The 14,240-nt window shown below is 73.7% G+C and carries 12 protein-coding genes; 4 read left to right on the top strand and 8 right to left on the bottom strand.

All coding sequences use genetic code 11. The features are described 5' to 3' along the window. Nucleotides 1–345: 345 nt before the first annotated feature. Genes ACFFHU_RS13450 through ACFFHU_RS13435 form a run of 4 tightly spaced genes read right to left on the bottom strand, consistent with a single transcriptional unit; the run spans nt 346 to nt 4,655 of the window. A complete protein-coding gene (locus ACFFHU_RS13450) occupies nt 346–1,158 on the bottom strand; it encodes an inositol monophosphatase family protein (RefSeq protein WP_377338698.1) in 813 nt (270 codons plus the stop codon). Beyond that, a complete protein-coding gene (locus ACFFHU_RS13445; protein WP_377338696.1) occupies nt 1,151–1,603 on the bottom strand; it encodes a response regulator in 453 nt (150 codons plus the stop codon). Before ACFFHU_RS13445 ends, ACFFHU_RS13450 begins: the two co-directional genes overlap by 8 nt. Beyond that, nucleotides 1,600–3,435 carry a sensor histidine kinase gene (locus ACFFHU_RS13440; protein WP_377338694.1) on the bottom strand — a complete coding sequence of 612 codons (1,836 nt, stop codon included), beginning with the start codon at nt 3,433–3,435 and terminating at the stop codon, nt 1,600–1,602. The genes ACFFHU_RS13445 and ACFFHU_RS13440 overlap by 4 nt, the downstream gene beginning before the upstream one ends. Next, nucleotides 3,432–4,655: a PP2C family protein-serine/threonine phosphatase gene (locus ACFFHU_RS13435; RefSeq protein WP_377338692.1), complete on the bottom strand. Its 1,224-nt coding sequence runs from the start codon at nt 4,653–4,655 to the stop codon at nt 3,432–3,434. The genes ACFFHU_RS13440 and ACFFHU_RS13435 overlap by 4 nt, the downstream gene beginning before the upstream one ends. Before the next feature lie 282 nt (nt 4,656–4,937). On the opposite strand from ACFFHU_RS13435, the gene ACFFHU_RS13430 reads away from it, so the two are divergent. Beyond that, nucleotides 4,938–7,322 (top strand): M28 family peptidase, encoded by a 2,385-nt coding sequence (locus ACFFHU_RS13430; RefSeq protein WP_377338689.1) that lies wholly within the window; start codon nt 4,938–4,940, stop codon nt 7,320–7,322. Nucleotides 7,323–7,428: 106 nt separating this feature from the next. Here ACFFHU_RS13430 and ACFFHU_RS13425 read toward each other — a convergent pair whose 3' ends face one another. Then, complete coding sequence (locus tag ACFFHU_RS13425) at nt 7,429–9,699, bottom strand: glycoside hydrolase family 9 protein (RefSeq protein WP_377338687.1); 2,271 nt, start codon at nt 9,697–9,699, stop codon at nt 7,429–7,431. 420 nt (nt 9,700–10,119) lie between these two features. Between ACFFHU_RS13425 and ACFFHU_RS13420 the strand changes: the two genes are divergently transcribed. Beyond that, nucleotides 10,120–10,311 (top strand): hypothetical protein, encoded by a 192-nt coding sequence (locus tag ACFFHU_RS13420; protein WP_377338685.1) that lies wholly within the window; start codon nt 10,120–10,122, stop codon nt 10,309–10,311. 64 nt (nt 10,312–10,375) lie between these two features. Here ACFFHU_RS13420 and ACFFHU_RS13415 read toward each other — a convergent pair whose 3' ends face one another. Continuing rightward, nucleotides 10,376–10,630, bottom strand: coding sequence for a Smr/MutS family protein (locus ACFFHU_RS13415; protein ID WP_007073137.1), 255 nt, complete (start codon nt 10,628–10,630; stop codon nt 10,376–10,378). Further along, the gene (locus ACFFHU_RS13410) at nt 10,627–10,989 is read right to left on the bottom strand and encodes a tetratricopeptide repeat protein (protein WP_377338683.1); all 363 of its coding nucleotides are present in this window, start codon (nt 10,987–10,989) and stop codon (nt 10,627–10,629) included. The genes ACFFHU_RS13415 and ACFFHU_RS13410 overlap by 4 nt, the downstream gene beginning before the upstream one ends. Nucleotides 10,990–11,171: 182 nt before the next feature. On the opposite strand from ACFFHU_RS13410, the gene ACFFHU_RS13405 reads away from it, so the two are divergent. Next, nucleotides 11,172–11,576, top strand: a complete 405-nt coding sequence (locus ACFFHU_RS13405) for a PPOX class F420-dependent oxidoreductase (RefSeq protein WP_377338681.1) — start codon at nt 11,172–11,174, stop codon at nt 11,574–11,576. Nucleotides 11,577–11,659: 83 nt separating this feature from the next. On the opposite strand, the gene ACFFHU_RS13400 is transcribed toward ACFFHU_RS13405, so the two are convergent. Further along, nucleotides 11,660–12,415 carry an ROK family protein gene (locus ACFFHU_RS13400; RefSeq protein ID WP_377338679.1) on the bottom strand — a complete coding sequence of 252 codons (756 nt, stop codon included), beginning with the start codon at nt 12,413–12,415 and terminating at the stop codon, nt 11,660–11,662. An 80-nt stretch (nt 12,416–12,495) separates the two neighbouring features. Between ACFFHU_RS13400 and ACFFHU_RS13395 the strand changes: the two genes are divergently transcribed. Continuing rightward, nucleotides 12,496–14,133 (top strand): ABC-F family ATP-binding cassette domain-containing protein, encoded by a 1,638-nt coding sequence (locus tag ACFFHU_RS13395; RefSeq protein WP_377338677.1) that lies wholly within the window; start codon nt 12,496–12,498, stop codon nt 14,131–14,133. Nucleotides 14,134–14,240 lie beyond the last annotated feature (107 nt).

The following is a 14,240-nucleotide window of genomic DNA, read 5'->3' as shown; positions in this document are numbered from 1 at the left end:
CGGATCCTTCCCCTCGGCCGCCTCCCCGGCCGGCGGACCAACCCGCCAGGCGGCGCCCCCGGCAACGCGGACCAGTCCGCCCGCCCACCCGGAGCCGCCGCGCAGCCTACCCGACCCTCACCGGCAAGAAGCGCCCGCAAACCGTCCGCAACCACCCCACCACGAACCGCAGGGTGCGCCCGAAGCCCCACCACCGAGGGTTTCCGCCGACCCCGCCCACGTCGGGATCAAGCCTGACCGCCCAGAGTGGGCGGGGTCGGCGGAAACCCCACCCCCAAACCTGACCGCCCAGAGTGGGCAGGGTCGGCGGAAACCCCCCACGACCAGGCGGAATCCCCGAGCAGATCACTCGTCCGGCAGCAACGCCGCGTGCACCTCGTGCCAGCTCTGCTCGTCGGCCGCCACCAGCAGACCCTGCCGGTCGTCGGCCGGGTGGTACTCGGTGCCGTCGAACCGCCGGGCCACTCCCCCGGCGCAGCGCACCAGCAGCACGCCCGGGGTGTGGTCCCAGGGCAGGGTTCGCCAGAAGAGCACGAACTGCTGCGTGCCGTTCAGCACGTCCAGGTATTCCCGGCCGGCGCAGTGCTGGCCGGGAAGCAGCTCACCGAGCCGGTGGCCGCCGGCGGCCACCTCGGCACGCAGGTCGGTCGGCAGGAACCGGGCCAGCGCCACCCCGCGGGCCTCGTCCGAGGGTGGCCGGTGGGCGCCGGGCCGCACGGGCACCCCGTTGAACCGGGTCGGCGTGCCGGCCCGCGCCACCGCCAGGTCGTCGGCCAGCGGGTCGAACACCCAGCTGGCGGTCAACTCGCCGGCCCGCAGCAGCGCCACCATGATGGCGAACGGCCGGCGGCCCGCGGCGAAGTTGGCCGTGCCGTCGATCGGGTCCACCAGCCAGACGTCGCCGTCCCCGGACAGGTGGTCGAGCAGTTCCGGCCGCTCGGCCACCGCCTCCTCGCCGACCACCACCGAGCCGGGAATGAGCTCGCGCAGCCGTGCCGCGATCAGCCCCTCGGCCTTCCGGTCGGCCACGGTGACCAGGTCACCGGGCGCCTTCTCCTCGATGTCGGCGGCATCCAGCTTGCGGAAGAGCGGCAGCACCGCGCTCCCCGCCACCTCTCGCAGCAGGGTGCTCACCTCGTCGAGCGGGATCTCAGCCACGCGGAGGAAGCTTCACCACGCTGACGAAGAACTCGTCGATCTGGCGAACCACGGTGATGAAGCGGTCGAAGTCGACCGGCTTGGTCACGTACGCGTTGGCGTGCAGCCGGTAGCTGCGCAGGATGTCCTCGTCCGCCTGCGAGGTGGTGAGGACCACCACGGGGATCTGCCGGAGCGTCTCGTCATTCTTGATCTCCTCGAGCACCTCCCGGCCGTCCCGGCGCGGCAGGTTGAGGTCGAGCAGGATGAGGTCGGGCGTCGAGACGTCCGTGAACTGACCCTCCCGCCGCAGGTACGCCAGCGCCTCGTCGCCGTCGGAGACCACGGTGAGCCGGTTCCGCAGCTTGTGCTCCTCGAACGCCTCCTGCGTCATCAACACGTCGCCGGGGTCGTCCTCGACGAGCAGCACCTCGATCGGGCTCCTGCCGTCGGCGGGTGCGGTCATGCCACCGTCTCCTTCGCGTCACCGCTGTGCTGCGCGGGCGATTGCCGCACCGCAGCCGTACCGTCCGCAGCCGTACCGTCCGCTGCCGTACCGTCCGCGGGCTCGGCGCCGTCCGGCCCCGCCTCCGGGTCCCCGGACGCCGGCTTGACCGGGTCGGGCCCGGCCGCCGGCGCCGCCTCCGGGTCCGCGGACGCCGGCTCGGTCGCGTCCTGGTCGGCCGCCGGCGCCTCGGTGCCGGCCGCCTCGGTGCCGGCCGCCTCGGCGCCGGCCGCCTCGGCGCCGGCCGCCTCGGCGCCCGGGATCACCGGCAGGGTGAACCGGATCGCCGTACCCTCGGGCACGTCCGGATCCACCCACACCCGGCCGCCATGGTATTCCACGATCTTCTTCACGATGGCCAGACCGATGCCGGTGCCCGGATATGCGTCCTTCGAGTGCAGCCGCTGGAAGATCACGAAGATCTTGTCGGCGAACTCGGCCTCGATCCCGATGCCGTTGTCCTGGCAGGTGATCTCCCACTCGTCGCCGACCCGGCGGGCCGACACGTGTACCCGGGGCGTCACGTCCGGCCGGCGGAACTTCACCGAGTTGCTCACCAGATTGGCGACGAGGTTGGTGAGCAGCGCCTCCTCGCCGCGCACCACGGGCAGCTCCGACCAGGTCAGCTCGGCGTCGGCGTACTGGCGGGCCGCCTCGGTCTGCACGGCCACATCGCCCAGCACCTTGTTCAGATCGACCTCGGTGAAGCCGGTGGTGAGCCGGCCGATCCGGGAGAACGCCAGCAGGTCGTTGATGAGCCGCTGCATCCGCTGGGCGCCGTCGACCGCGAACGCGATGTACTGGTCGGCCCGCTCGTCGAGCTGGCCCGCGTACCGCCGTTGCAGGAGCTGGCAGAAGCTGGCCACCTTGCGCAGCGGCTCCTGGAGGTCGTGCGAGGCCACGTACGCGAACTGCTCGAGGTCGCGGTTTGACCGCACCAGTTCCTCGGCCTGCTGCTGCAACCGGTCGTTGGCCTCCTCGATGTTGACCCGGGCCGCCCGTACCTCCGCGAGGTCGGCGGCGATCCGCTGGCGCATGGTGTCCACGTCGCCGGCCAGCCGGGCCAGCTCGGGCGGTCCGACCCGGTCGATGGCGGTGCCGTAGTTGCCGGCGGCCACCCGGCGCACCTGGCTGGCCAGCGTTGTCACCGGGCCGATGACCAGGCGGTTCAGCGAGAGCAGCAGGGCCGCGCCGGCCAGCAGCACCACGGCGGCCGCCACGGCCAGCAGCACCACGAGGGCGTTGCCGGTCCGATCGACGTCATCGGCGTTCTGCTGCCGGACGGCCAGGATCGACCGCTGGAGCTCGCCGACCGCCGCGCGCAGCCGGTCGAACTGCTGCCGCGTGGCATCGGTGAGCAGCGCCTGCCCGGCCGCCCGGCCCTGGCTACCGGTGGCGGCGATGACCGGCTGCGCCACCGACCGTCGCCACTGCTCGGCCTGCTGCTCGATGGCCGCGAGCTGGGCCCGGATCGCCGAATTTCCGGCCAGCAGCCGCTGCATCTCGGCGACGCTGTCGGCCTCCTGCTGGCGTCCGGAGTCGTACGGGCCAAGCTCGTTGGGGACCCCGGTGACCGCGTAGCCGCGTACCCCGGTCTCCTGGTTGACCAGGCCGTTCAGCAGCACCTCGGCCTGCACCCGCAGCGGCCCGGTCACGTTGAGGACCCGGTCGGTCGCGGCGCGGTTCTGCGCCGCGACGACGGCCTCGGCCACCGCCAGGCCGGTGAGCAGCAGGCCGACGGTCACGCAGAGGGTGACCACCCGCCGCCGCAGGGACCAGGTGTCCCGCTTCATCTGCCCCTCCCGCGGCTCGCCAGCAGCATGGCCACGTCGTCGGCCAGCGGCCCGCCGTTGATCTCCTCGGCCCGCCCGACCAGCCAGGCCGGCAGGTCCGGCAGCGGCACCCGCCCGGTGGCCGGCTCGCTGAGCAGCCCGCCCAGTCCGGTCACGTCGAGCCGGTCGTCGCCCACGCCGACCCGGCCCTCGATCAGGCCGTCGGTGTACATCAGCAGCGACCAGTCCTGATCCGCGAGTTCCAGCTCGTACGCGACCGGTCGCCGGGGTCGCACGCCCAGCAGCAGCCCACCCGGGGCCGGCACCGGGGCCACCTGACCGCCGCGCAGCAGCAGCGGTGGCGGATGGCCGGCCAGCCGCACGGTGGCCCGGTTGACGTCCAGGTGGAGGCGGGCCGTGGCCACCGTCGCGAAGATCTCCTGCAACCGGCGCTCGCTCATGAGCACCTGCTCCAGCGCCGGCAACACCTCGTCGTCCGGCACGCCGGCCAGCACCAGCGCCCGCCAGGCGACCCGCAGCTCGACGCCGAGCGCCGCCTCGTCCACGCCGTGCCCGCAGACGTCCCCGACGATCAGGTCCACCCGGTCGGGCGCGGTCTGCACCACGTCGTAGAAGTCGCCGCCGATCAGCGCGGCGTGCCGGCCGGGCCGGTAGAACGTGTGCACGGCCACCTGGTCGGTGTCCATCAGCGGCTGCGGGAGCAGACCCCGCTCCAGCCGGGCCGACTCCGCCTGCCGCAGCTCGACCTCGCGCAGCCGCCGGGTGTTCTCGTCGGCGCGCTTGCGCTCCACCGCGTAGCGCAGCGACCGGGCCAGCAGGACCCCGTCGACCTGGCCCTTGACCAGATAGTCCTGGGCGCCCTCGGCCACCGCGGCCACCCCGAGGTGCTCGTCGGACCGGCCGGTGAGCACGCAGACCGCGGCCCGGTGCGACATGTTGAGCACCTGGCGCAGCCCGTCCAGGCCCTGCGCGTCGGGCAGGCCGAGGTCCAGCAGCACGCAGTCGACCCCGCCGATGCGCTGGCGGGCCTGGTTGAGGCTGGCGGCAACCGCCAGCTCGATGGCCGCGCCGGTCTCGGCCAGCAGCTCACCGACCAGGAACGCGTCGCCCTCATCGTCCTCGACGAGCAGCACGCGCAGCCGCTCCCCCTGCGGGAGGGCCGGGTTGCGGCCCAGCCCACCGTGCGGGTAGCCGGACGCCACGACGGACGAACCGGTCATCTCGCCGCCTCGCATCGTCGGACCCCCGGCGTCGGACGGGATGGCTCAGTGCTGATCTCGGGCTCCTTCGCGGTCGGGCGCCGATCGAGCATCAGACGGCACTGGCCGGCTCACATTACTGGCCGTGAACGACGTTCCGCCACCGGGCGGGCACACCGGCGGGCGGGCACGCATCGCGGCCGTCACGCCTCCAGGCTAGGCGACGCCGGCCCCGGCCGGCCTACCCGGCACCGTGCGTGTGCCGGATGATGTGCACCGCCGAACCCCTGGAACGGAGGACCCGTGCCCCTCACGCTGGATCGGCCGGCCGACCGGGTGCTCGCCCGGCCCCGCCGGCGGGCGCTGGCGGCCGCCGCTGCCGTCCTGGCCCTGCTCGCGGTGGCCGCCGCGAGCGTACTGGGGCTGCGCAATCCCGCCCCGCGACCGGTGGGCGCCCCGGCCGACGTGTTCAGCGCCGGCCGCGCGTACCAGCAGGTCCAGGCCGTCGCCACCCGGCCGCATGTGGCCGGGAGCGAGGCCGGCGACCAGGTCCGGGAACGGCTGACCGGCGCGCTCCGGGCGCTGGGCCTGGAGACCGCGGTGCAGGACGCGGTGGCCCCGGAGGCCGGTCAGACGACCGGCGTGGGCGGCGCCATGCTGGGTCATGTCCGTAATGTCGTGGCACGGCTGCCCGGAACGAACCCGTCCGGCCGGGTCTTCCTGGTGGCGCACTACGACTCCGTACAGACCGGTCCCGGCGCCAACGACGACGCCGCCGGGGTGTCGACGGTGCTGGAGGTGGCGCGGGCGCTGGCGGCCGGCCCGCGGCCGCGCAACGACGTCGTGTTCGTGCTCACCGACGCCGAGGAGGCCTGCCTGTGCGGCGCCTCGGCGTTCGCCGGCGAAGCGCCGCTGGCCGCCGGCGGGGGCGTCGTGCTCAACCTCGAGGCCCGCGGCAGCCGCGGTCCGGCGATCATGTTCGAGACGTCGCGCCGCAACGCCAGGCTGATCGACGTGTACGGCGCCGCCGCGCCGCATCCGGTCGGCACCTCGTTCGCGGTGGAGGTCTACCGGCTGCTGCCCAACGACACCGACTTCACGGCCTTCGACCAGCACGGCTTCGTCGGCCTCAACTCGGCGTACATCGACGGGGCCGCCGTCTATCACACCCCGCTGGACACGCCCGCCAGCATGGACCGGTCCAGCCTGCAGGCGCACGGGGACAACGCGCTGGGGCTCACCCGGGCGTTCGGCCGCACCGACCTCACCCGGCTGCGGGCCGGCGGGGACGCCACCTACTTCCCGGTCCCCGGGCTGCTGGTCCGCTACCCCGGCGGGCTCACCTGGCCGCTCGCCGGGCTCGCCCTGCTCGCCGTGCTGGCGCTGGCCGTGCTGGTCCGCCGGACCGGGCGGGCCAGCTGGCCCCGGCTCGCGGCCGGGTTCGGCCTCGGCCTGCTGCCCATCGTGCTCGCGCCGGTGGCCGCCCAACTGCTCTGGCTCGGGATCACCGCCATCCGTCCCGGCTACGCCGAGCTGCTCGACCCGTACGAGCCGCGGTGGTACCGGCTCGCGGTGCTGGCGCTGGCCGCCGCGGTGCTGCTGACCTGGTACGCGTTGCTGCGCCGCCGGCTCGGCCCGGCGGCGCTGGCGGTCGGCGGCCTCGGCTGGCTCGCCGTGCTCGGGGTGGTGCTGGCCGCCGTGACCCCCGGCGGCTCCTACCTGGCCGCGCTGCCCGCGCTGGCCGGGGCAGTCGGCGGGCTGGTGGCCCTCGCCGTCCGCCGGGACGGCCCGTGGGCCGTGCTGGCGCCCACCGTGGCGGCCGCGGTGGCGGTGCTGGTCCTGCTGCCCGCGGTGGTCCTGCTGTTCCCCGCGCTCGGCATGGCGCAGGGTGGCGTGGCGGCCTTGTTCGCGGTGCTGCTCGGGCTGGCCGCGCTGCCGGTGCTGGAGCTGGTCTTCCCGGCGGCCGGCGGTCAGCTCGGGATGGCGGCGCTGCGGGCCCGGCGGGCGGCCGTGGCGCCGGCGCTGGCGGCGGCGCTGGCCACCGTGGCGTTCGCCGGCGCGGGCCTGGCCGTCGACCGGTTCGACGCCGCGCACCCGGTGCCGACCCACCTCATGTACGCGCTGGACGCCGGCACCGGACAGGCCCGCTGGCTGAGCCGGGAGACCGACCCGCAGCCCTGGACGGCGCCGTACGTCCCCGGGCCGGCGGTGTCCCTGGCCGGCGACTTCCCGGGGCTGGGGGACGCCCGACTGCGGACCGGCCCGGCGCCGGCGGCCGCGCTGCCGGCCCCGACGCTCACCGTGCTCGCCGACACCCGCGACGGCGACCGGCGGGCCCTGCGGCTGCGGCTCACCCCGCAACGGTCCGGGGTACGCCTGCTCTCGCTGCACGTGGACGGCGCCGCGACCGTACGGGCGGCCACGGTGGCCGGCCGGGACGTGCCGGTCGACGAGCGGAACACCGCGGCCGGCCCGTGGTCGTGGGGCATGATCTTCCAGGCGCCGCCGCCCGGCGGGGTCGAGGTGGACCTCACGCTCTCCACTTCCGGGCCGGTCCGGTTGCGCGCCATGGACGGCAGCGACGGGCTGAGCGGCCTGCCCGGCTTCCGTCCCCGCCCGCCAACCGTCGGCATAGTCGGCTCGCACACCTCGGAACTGCTCGCCGTGGCCCGCACCTACACCCTGTAAGGAAGGGCCCCTTCTTATCGCTTTTTGTATAGGAAGGGCCCCCTGTTAACGGGCGCCACCGCCGGCGTGCCGGCCCAGCGAGTGGGGCCGGCACGCCGGGGAACCGTTACGGCAGGCGGCCGTGCGCGTCGCCGTTGTCCTGGTCGGCCACGAAGCCGGCCACCCAGGCCAACGCCGAGTTCCAGTTGATCGCCTCCTCGTTGGTGGAGTACGACTCGATGTCGTCGATGTAGCAGAACTGCGGCGCGCAGCCGGCCAGCTTGGCCTGCGCCAGCGGATCCTGGATGCCCGAGTTGGCGCCGCCGGCCAGCGTGCCGACCGGCGGGTTGGGCAGGTCGGCGTTCAGCTCGTGGGCGTACCAGCGGCTGTGCTCGTTGTGCGAGTTCACCTCGCCGTACCCGGTGACGTACGACTGGTTCAGCGCGTTGCGGCCGAGCAGGTAGTCCATCGACTCCAGCACGCCGGTCCGGTACTTCGCCGCGCCGGTCAGGTCGTACGCGGTGGCCAGCACCTCCATGTTGTTCAGGATGGAGCTGTTCGAGCCCCACGCCCACTGGTTGCCGGCCGGGGCGTACGGCACCCCGTACGGCGAGGCGGCGATGATCCCGAGGTACCGGTCGGCGCCCTGCGCCACCGAGGCGCGGACCCGGGCCCGGTCCGGCAGCGCGTTGGGGATCCGGGCCAGGTCGAGCCGGCCCAGCGCGGCCACGCTCTGCCAGCTGAACCCGTCCGGCGCCCAGATGTCGGCCGTGTGCAGCGGCGAGGCGAGCAGGTAGTCCTTGAACTCCTTGCCACCGGTGCTCAGGTACAGCTCGGCGGCGGCCCAGTAGAACTCGTCGCTCACGTTGTTGTCCTCGTACGCCCCGCCGCCGGTGCCGTCCGAGGCGAGGGCGTACACGGCCGGGTGTGCCTTGGCGGCGGCCCAGGCGGCCTTGGCGGCCTTGAGGTTGCGGGCCGCGAAGGCCGGGTCGTACGGCAGGAAGACCCGCGCGGCCTGGGCGGCCGTGGCGGCCAGGTTGAGGGTGGCCGCGGTGGACGGCGCGTGCAGCTCGCGCGGCTGCGGGTCCTGGTCGGGCAGCAGCGGCAGGCCCGTCCAGGCGGCGTCGTGGATCTTGTGGTGTGCCATCCCGGCCAGCGGCTGCCCGGCCGGCACCTGCATCTTGAGCAGGAACTCCTGCTCCCACCGGGCCTCGTCGAGGATGTCCGGCACCCGGTTGCCGCTCTCGGGCAGCGCCAACGTGTTGTCCCAGAGCTTCCACGGCTCGCCGGTGCGGGCCAGCACGGAACGCTCGTACTCGCTCATCACCTGGTGCACGGCGATGCCGCCGTTGACCACGTACTTGCCGTGGTCGCCGGCGTCGTACCAGCCGCCGGCGACGTTCAGCGAGTAGTCGCAGACGCCGGGCTGGCACGGCACGTCCGTGTCGCCCTTGTTGGGCGCCACCCCGACGTGCCCGGCGGGCCGGGCGTACCCGGGCCGCAGGTCGTCACGGATGGCGATGCCGCTGCGCTGCGGGTAGTAGAACTTCAGCGAGTCGGCCCGCAGCTTCTCGTAGAAGTCGCTGCCGATGTCGAACGGGCGGCTGGTCTCGCCGTCGGCGACCAGCGTGTAACCGGTCCCGGCCGTGGCGTACGCGCCGAAGTCGATCGACTGGACGTTCTGCCCGGAGCTGGCGTCGAGCCCGCGCGGGGTGCTGGCGCCGCGGGCCACCACCGCGCCGGCGGCGTTGTGCAGCTCCCACGGCAGCGGATCGGTGGCCTCGGTGACCACCGTGCCGACCTTCGGCCCCTTGGGCAGGTAGCCGACCTGGTTGACCCGGACCCGCGGCCCGGTGTCCGGCATGTACACGTCCGGCGGCGCGCCGCCGGTCAGCGAGACGTTGTCGACGCAGAACCGCCACGGCGCGGCGCTGCCGCCGATCTGGAAGGCGACCTGCGCGTTCGGCAGGTCGACCGGCGAGGTGAAGGTGTACGAGTAGGTGTCACCCGAGACGCTGAGGCTCGGGTTGGCGGCCAGATACTGGGTGTACGGGTCGACCGGCAGCTGGACCAGCGCCTTGACCACCTTGCCCGGATTGGCCGAGCCGAAGAACGAGAACTTGTACGACTCACCGGCGGTCAGCTTGATGTTGTCCTGCCCGATGATCGCGTCCCACGGGTTGACGGTGCCGCCGGGGACGTCCGCGCAGAGCTGGCCGCTGCCGGCGTCGAGGGTGAGGTTGGCGGTCCCCCACCACGGCGCCGAGCCGCTGTCGAAGGTGCCGTTGATGATCTGTTCGGGGCCCTCGGCGTACGCGGGAGCGGCGAGGCCGGCCGCGACGAGGGCGGTGCTGGCGACGGCGGCGAGGGGCACCCGCCACCGGTTTGGCAGGGACACGGGGGCGTCCTTTCGCAGGGGAGGGCGCACCGGCGGAGGACCGGTGGGCCACCGGGGTCAACGAGCAGCCCTCGGTACGGCGGCGCGGGCCACCTGTCCGGACGGCGGCGCGGGCCTGCCATCCGGCGGACCAACCCGCCGCACCGCACTGGAAGCGCTCCCAGACCCGGTCAGGGCGATGTTGCCAGCCGGTTTCAGGCATGTCAATGCAGCGATGGCGGCGAGGTGGATCGCGTCAGGAGACCCCGGTATCTGCTCCGGCTACGAGTATGGCGGGGACGGCGGGTTGGATAGAATCGTCGATGTGACGTCCGGGGGGATCCCGGTGCTGTCCGAGCCGCACGAGACCCGAGGAGGACCGCGGCTCGCTTCGCCGCCACCCGCGACTCGCCCCGACGGTTCGAAAGGGGGTGAGGATCAATGACCACCCCGATGCGCGAAGGCGACGTTCTCGCCGTGACCGTGACCAAGGTGCTGCCGTTCGGCGTGCTCGTCGAGACTCCGGCAGGCGTGCCCGGGCTCGTACCCGGCGCGACGGCCGGCGTCGGCACGCCGGTCGACGTTCGCGTAGGCGAGTTCGACGGCCGGCGGTTCGCCGCCAGCCTGGCCTGAGTGAGGGTGGCCGGGCGCGCGCCTCGACGCCCGCCCGGCCACGCCACCGTAGGAGGCGCGCGTCCTACTTCCAGCGGAAGTGCACGAAGAGGCGGCCGAAGTTCTTCGAGTCCTTCTCCACCCGGTGGTAGAGCTGCTTGACGTCCTTCTGGTCGAGGAAGCGCAGCACCCGCTTCTTGAGCTGCCCGGACCCCTTGCCCGGGATGATCTCGACGAGGGTGGCCTTCTTGGCCACCGCCTCGTCCATGATCCCGCGCAGCGCCCGGTCGATGTCCTGACCGCGGTTGAAGATGTCGTGCAGGTCCAGCTTGAGCTTCACCGGCGCACCCTGCCCTCGACCCGGCGCAGCGCGACCCGGTAGTCCTCGTTGTCGGAATACATCGCGAAGGCGATCCGCAGGTGCCGCAGCGCCTCGTCGGGCCGGCCGGCCCGCTCCAACGTCCGCCCGAGCACGTGGTGCGCGTAATGATCGCTGGGGTTGCGGTCCACCAGGGCCCGCAGCTGCTCCTCGGCCCGGCCCAGCTGGGCGGACTGGAAGTACGACCGGGCCAGCAGCTGCCGCACGGCGGAGTTGTCCGGCTCGGCCTCGATGATCGGCTCGAGCAGCCGGGCCGCCCCCACCGGGTCACCGGATTCGAAGTACATGGTCGCCCGCCGGTAGTCGGCCAACAGATCCATCGGTCCACCTCCCTGCGTACCCGCGCCCGGGGGTTACCCGCGGGCGCCGCCCGTACCGCACCGGGCGCGCGGCCGCGGGCGATCGCCTGGGTACGACGCTGTCACAACATCGCCCGGGCCGCGAGTGTTCCCCACGGCGCAGATCTTGACCTGAAGCGAGGTTGAGGTGCGATGGTCGCATCATGAGCCTCACACCGCAGGAACTCGAGTATCTGGCCGGCCAGCACCTCGGCCGGCTGGCCACCGTCGACCCGCACGGCGCGCCGCAGAACAACCCGGTGGGCTTCCGGTACGACGAGAGCACCGGAACGATCTTGATTGGCGGCTACGACCTGGGGCGCAGCCGCAAGTTCCGGAACATTGAACGGCACCCGCAGGTGGCCTTCGTGGTCGACGACCTGGCCTCGGTCAAGCCCTGGCGGGTGCGCGGGGTGGAGATCCGGGGTCGCGCCGAGGCGCTGCGGGACACCCCGTCGCCCATCCCCGGCACCAGCCCGGAACTCATCCGGATCCATCCCGAGCTGGTGTTCAGCTGGGGACTGGGCGGCGAAGGCATGTCCCGGCGCCGGATCGAACCGACAGCCTGACGCCGGGGCCGCGCGGACCGAGCAGGGTTAACAAGGGGCCCCTGCTCTACAAAAAGCGATAACAAGGGGCCCTTCCTTACCGGTCAGGGGGAGTCGGCCATGGACCAGGCGCGGACGCCGCCGAGGATGCCGGCGTCGTTGGGCACCACCACCACGTCGTCGCCCATCCGGACCAGCTGGTCCGGCCGGATCAGCCGGGAATTGCCGCCGCCGAGATAGAGCCGGTCCCAGCAGAAGACCGGCCGCAGGCCCTCGACGACCCCGCGTACCCGCCGGGACCAGAAGCTGTCCCCCAGCCGGCGGCGTTCGTGCTCGCCGATGTAGGTGTCGTAGCTCATCCCCCACCGCACCGGCGCCTGGGAAAGCTCCAGGTGCGGGGCCAGCCGGCCGCCGTCGAACATGGCGCAGCCCAGCCCGGTGCCGAGGGTGAGCATCAGCTCCAGGCCGGTGCCCGCCACCACGCCGGCGCCGTGCACCTCTGCGTCGTTGAGCACCAGGACCGGCATCCCGAACCCGTCGGCGAGCGCGGTCCGGGCGTCGAACCCGGACCATTCGGCCTCCAGGTCCGGATCGACCCTGGTACGCGGGCCGGAGCGGGTCACGTAGTGCGGGGTGGCCACGACCACGCCGTGGCGGAGCATCCCGGGCATCCCCACGGTGACCCGGTCCGCGGACGGCAGCCGGCCGCCGAGATCGACCAGCGTCTTGACGAACAGGGCCGTCGGCAGCGGGTACGGCGTGGGCACCCGGATCGGCCGGGCCCGCATGGTGCCGGCCGCGTCCAGCACGGAGGCCTTGATCCCGCCGCCCCCGCAGTCGATGCTCAGCGTGGTCATCACGCCCGCCAGTCTGCCCCGGCCGCTGGCCAGCCGGAAAGCCGTTCGGCTCGCCCCGGCCGACTGGCTACGATCGGGACCTGATGAGCGCAACGTTGATCGCCAAGGACCTCACCGCCGGGCACGGCGACCGGATGCTCTTTTCGGGGCTCGACCTGGTCGTTGCCCCGGGCGACGTGATCGGGCTGGTGGGTGCGAACGGCGCCGGGAAGTCCACGCTGCTGCGCATCCTCGCCGGGCTGCAGGACCCCGAGCACGGGTCGGTCCAGCTCAATCCGCCGACGGCCACCGTGGGTCACCTGCCGCAGGAGCCGGAGCGGCGACCGGCGGAGACGGTCCGGGAGTTCCTGGGCCGGCGTACCGGCGTCACGGCCGCGCAGGCGGCGCTGGACGCCGCCACCGAGGCGCTGACCGTGGGGGCGGCCGGCGCGGACGACGCGTACGCGGTGGCGCTGGACCGGTGGTTGGCGCTCGGCGCGGCCGACCTGGACGAACGGGCCGAGCAGGTGGCCGCGGAGCTGGGCCTGGCGGTGGACCTGGACGGACCGATGACCGGCCTGTCGGGCGGCCAGGCGGCGCGGGCGGGCCTGGCGTCGCTGCTGCTCAGCCGGTACGACGTGGTGCTGCTGGACGAGCCGACCAACGACCTTGACCTGGACGGCCTGCGGCGGCTCGAGGAGTTCGTCACCGGGCTGCGCGCCGGCACGGTGCTGGTGAGCCACGACCGGGAGTTCCTCACCCGGACCGTGACCGGCGTGCTGGAGCTGGACCTGACCCAGCAGCAGATCAAGTTCTACGGCGGCGGATACGCCTCCTACCTCGAGGAGCGCGAGATCGCCCGCCGGCAGGCCCGCGCCGAGTACGACGAGTACGCCGACACCCGGGCCGGCCTGGAGGCGCGGGCCCGGACCCAGCGGGCCTGGATGGAGAAGGGCGTCCGCAACGCCCGCCGCAAGGCCACCGACAACGACAAGAACCTCAAGCACTTCCGGGGCGAGACCAGCGAGAAGCAGGCCGCCAAGGCCCGGCAGACCGAGCGGCTGATCGAGCGCCTGGACGTGGTCGAGGAGCCGCGCAAGGAGTGGGAGCTGCGGATGGAGATCGCCGCGGCGCCCCGGGCCGGCGCCGTGGTGGCCGCGCTGCGCGGCGCGGTGGCGCACCGGGGCGACTTCACACTCGGGCCGGTGGACCTGCAGATCGACTGGGCGGACCGGGTGGCCATCACCGGCCCGAACGGCTCGGGCAAGTCGACGCTGCTGGCCGCCCTGCTGGGCCGGCTGCCGCTCGACGCCGGCCACGCCGCGCTGGGCCCGGGGGTGCTGGTCGGCGAGGTGGATCAGGCCCGGCGGCTGTTCCTGGGCGACCAGCCGCTGCTGGACGCGTTCCGCGAGCACGTGCCGGGGCTGAACCCGGCCGACGTACGGACGCTGTTGGCGAAGTTCGGGTTGCGCGCCGATCATGTGCTGCGGCCGGCCGCGACGCTGTCGCCGGGCGAGCGGACCCGGTCGGCGCTGGCGCTGCTGCAGGGCCGCGGGGTGAACCTGCTGGTGCTGGACGAGCCGACCAACCATCTCGACCTGCCGGCCATCGAACAGCTGGAGTCGGCGCTGGCGAACTATCCGGGCACCCTGCTGCTGGTCACCCACGACCGGCGGATGCTGGCCACCGTGCGGACCAACCGCCATCTGGAGGTCGACGCGGGGCGGGTCACCGACCGCTGAGCCGCTCCCGACCGCCGCGCCGGGCTCGGCGCGCGGTGGCGCCGCGAGGCTCGGCGCTGGCTGGCGTCGCGAGGCCGGCGCGGGTCGGCGCCGCGAGGCCGGCCCGG

This window comes from Plantactinospora siamensis (assembly GCF_042434095.1).
Lineage (GTDB): Bacteria > Actinomycetota > Actinomycetes > Mycobacteriales > Micromonosporaceae > KBS50.
The sequence above is the reverse complement of the archived record's forward strand: the minus strand, read 5'-3'. Positions and strand labels throughout refer to the sequence as shown.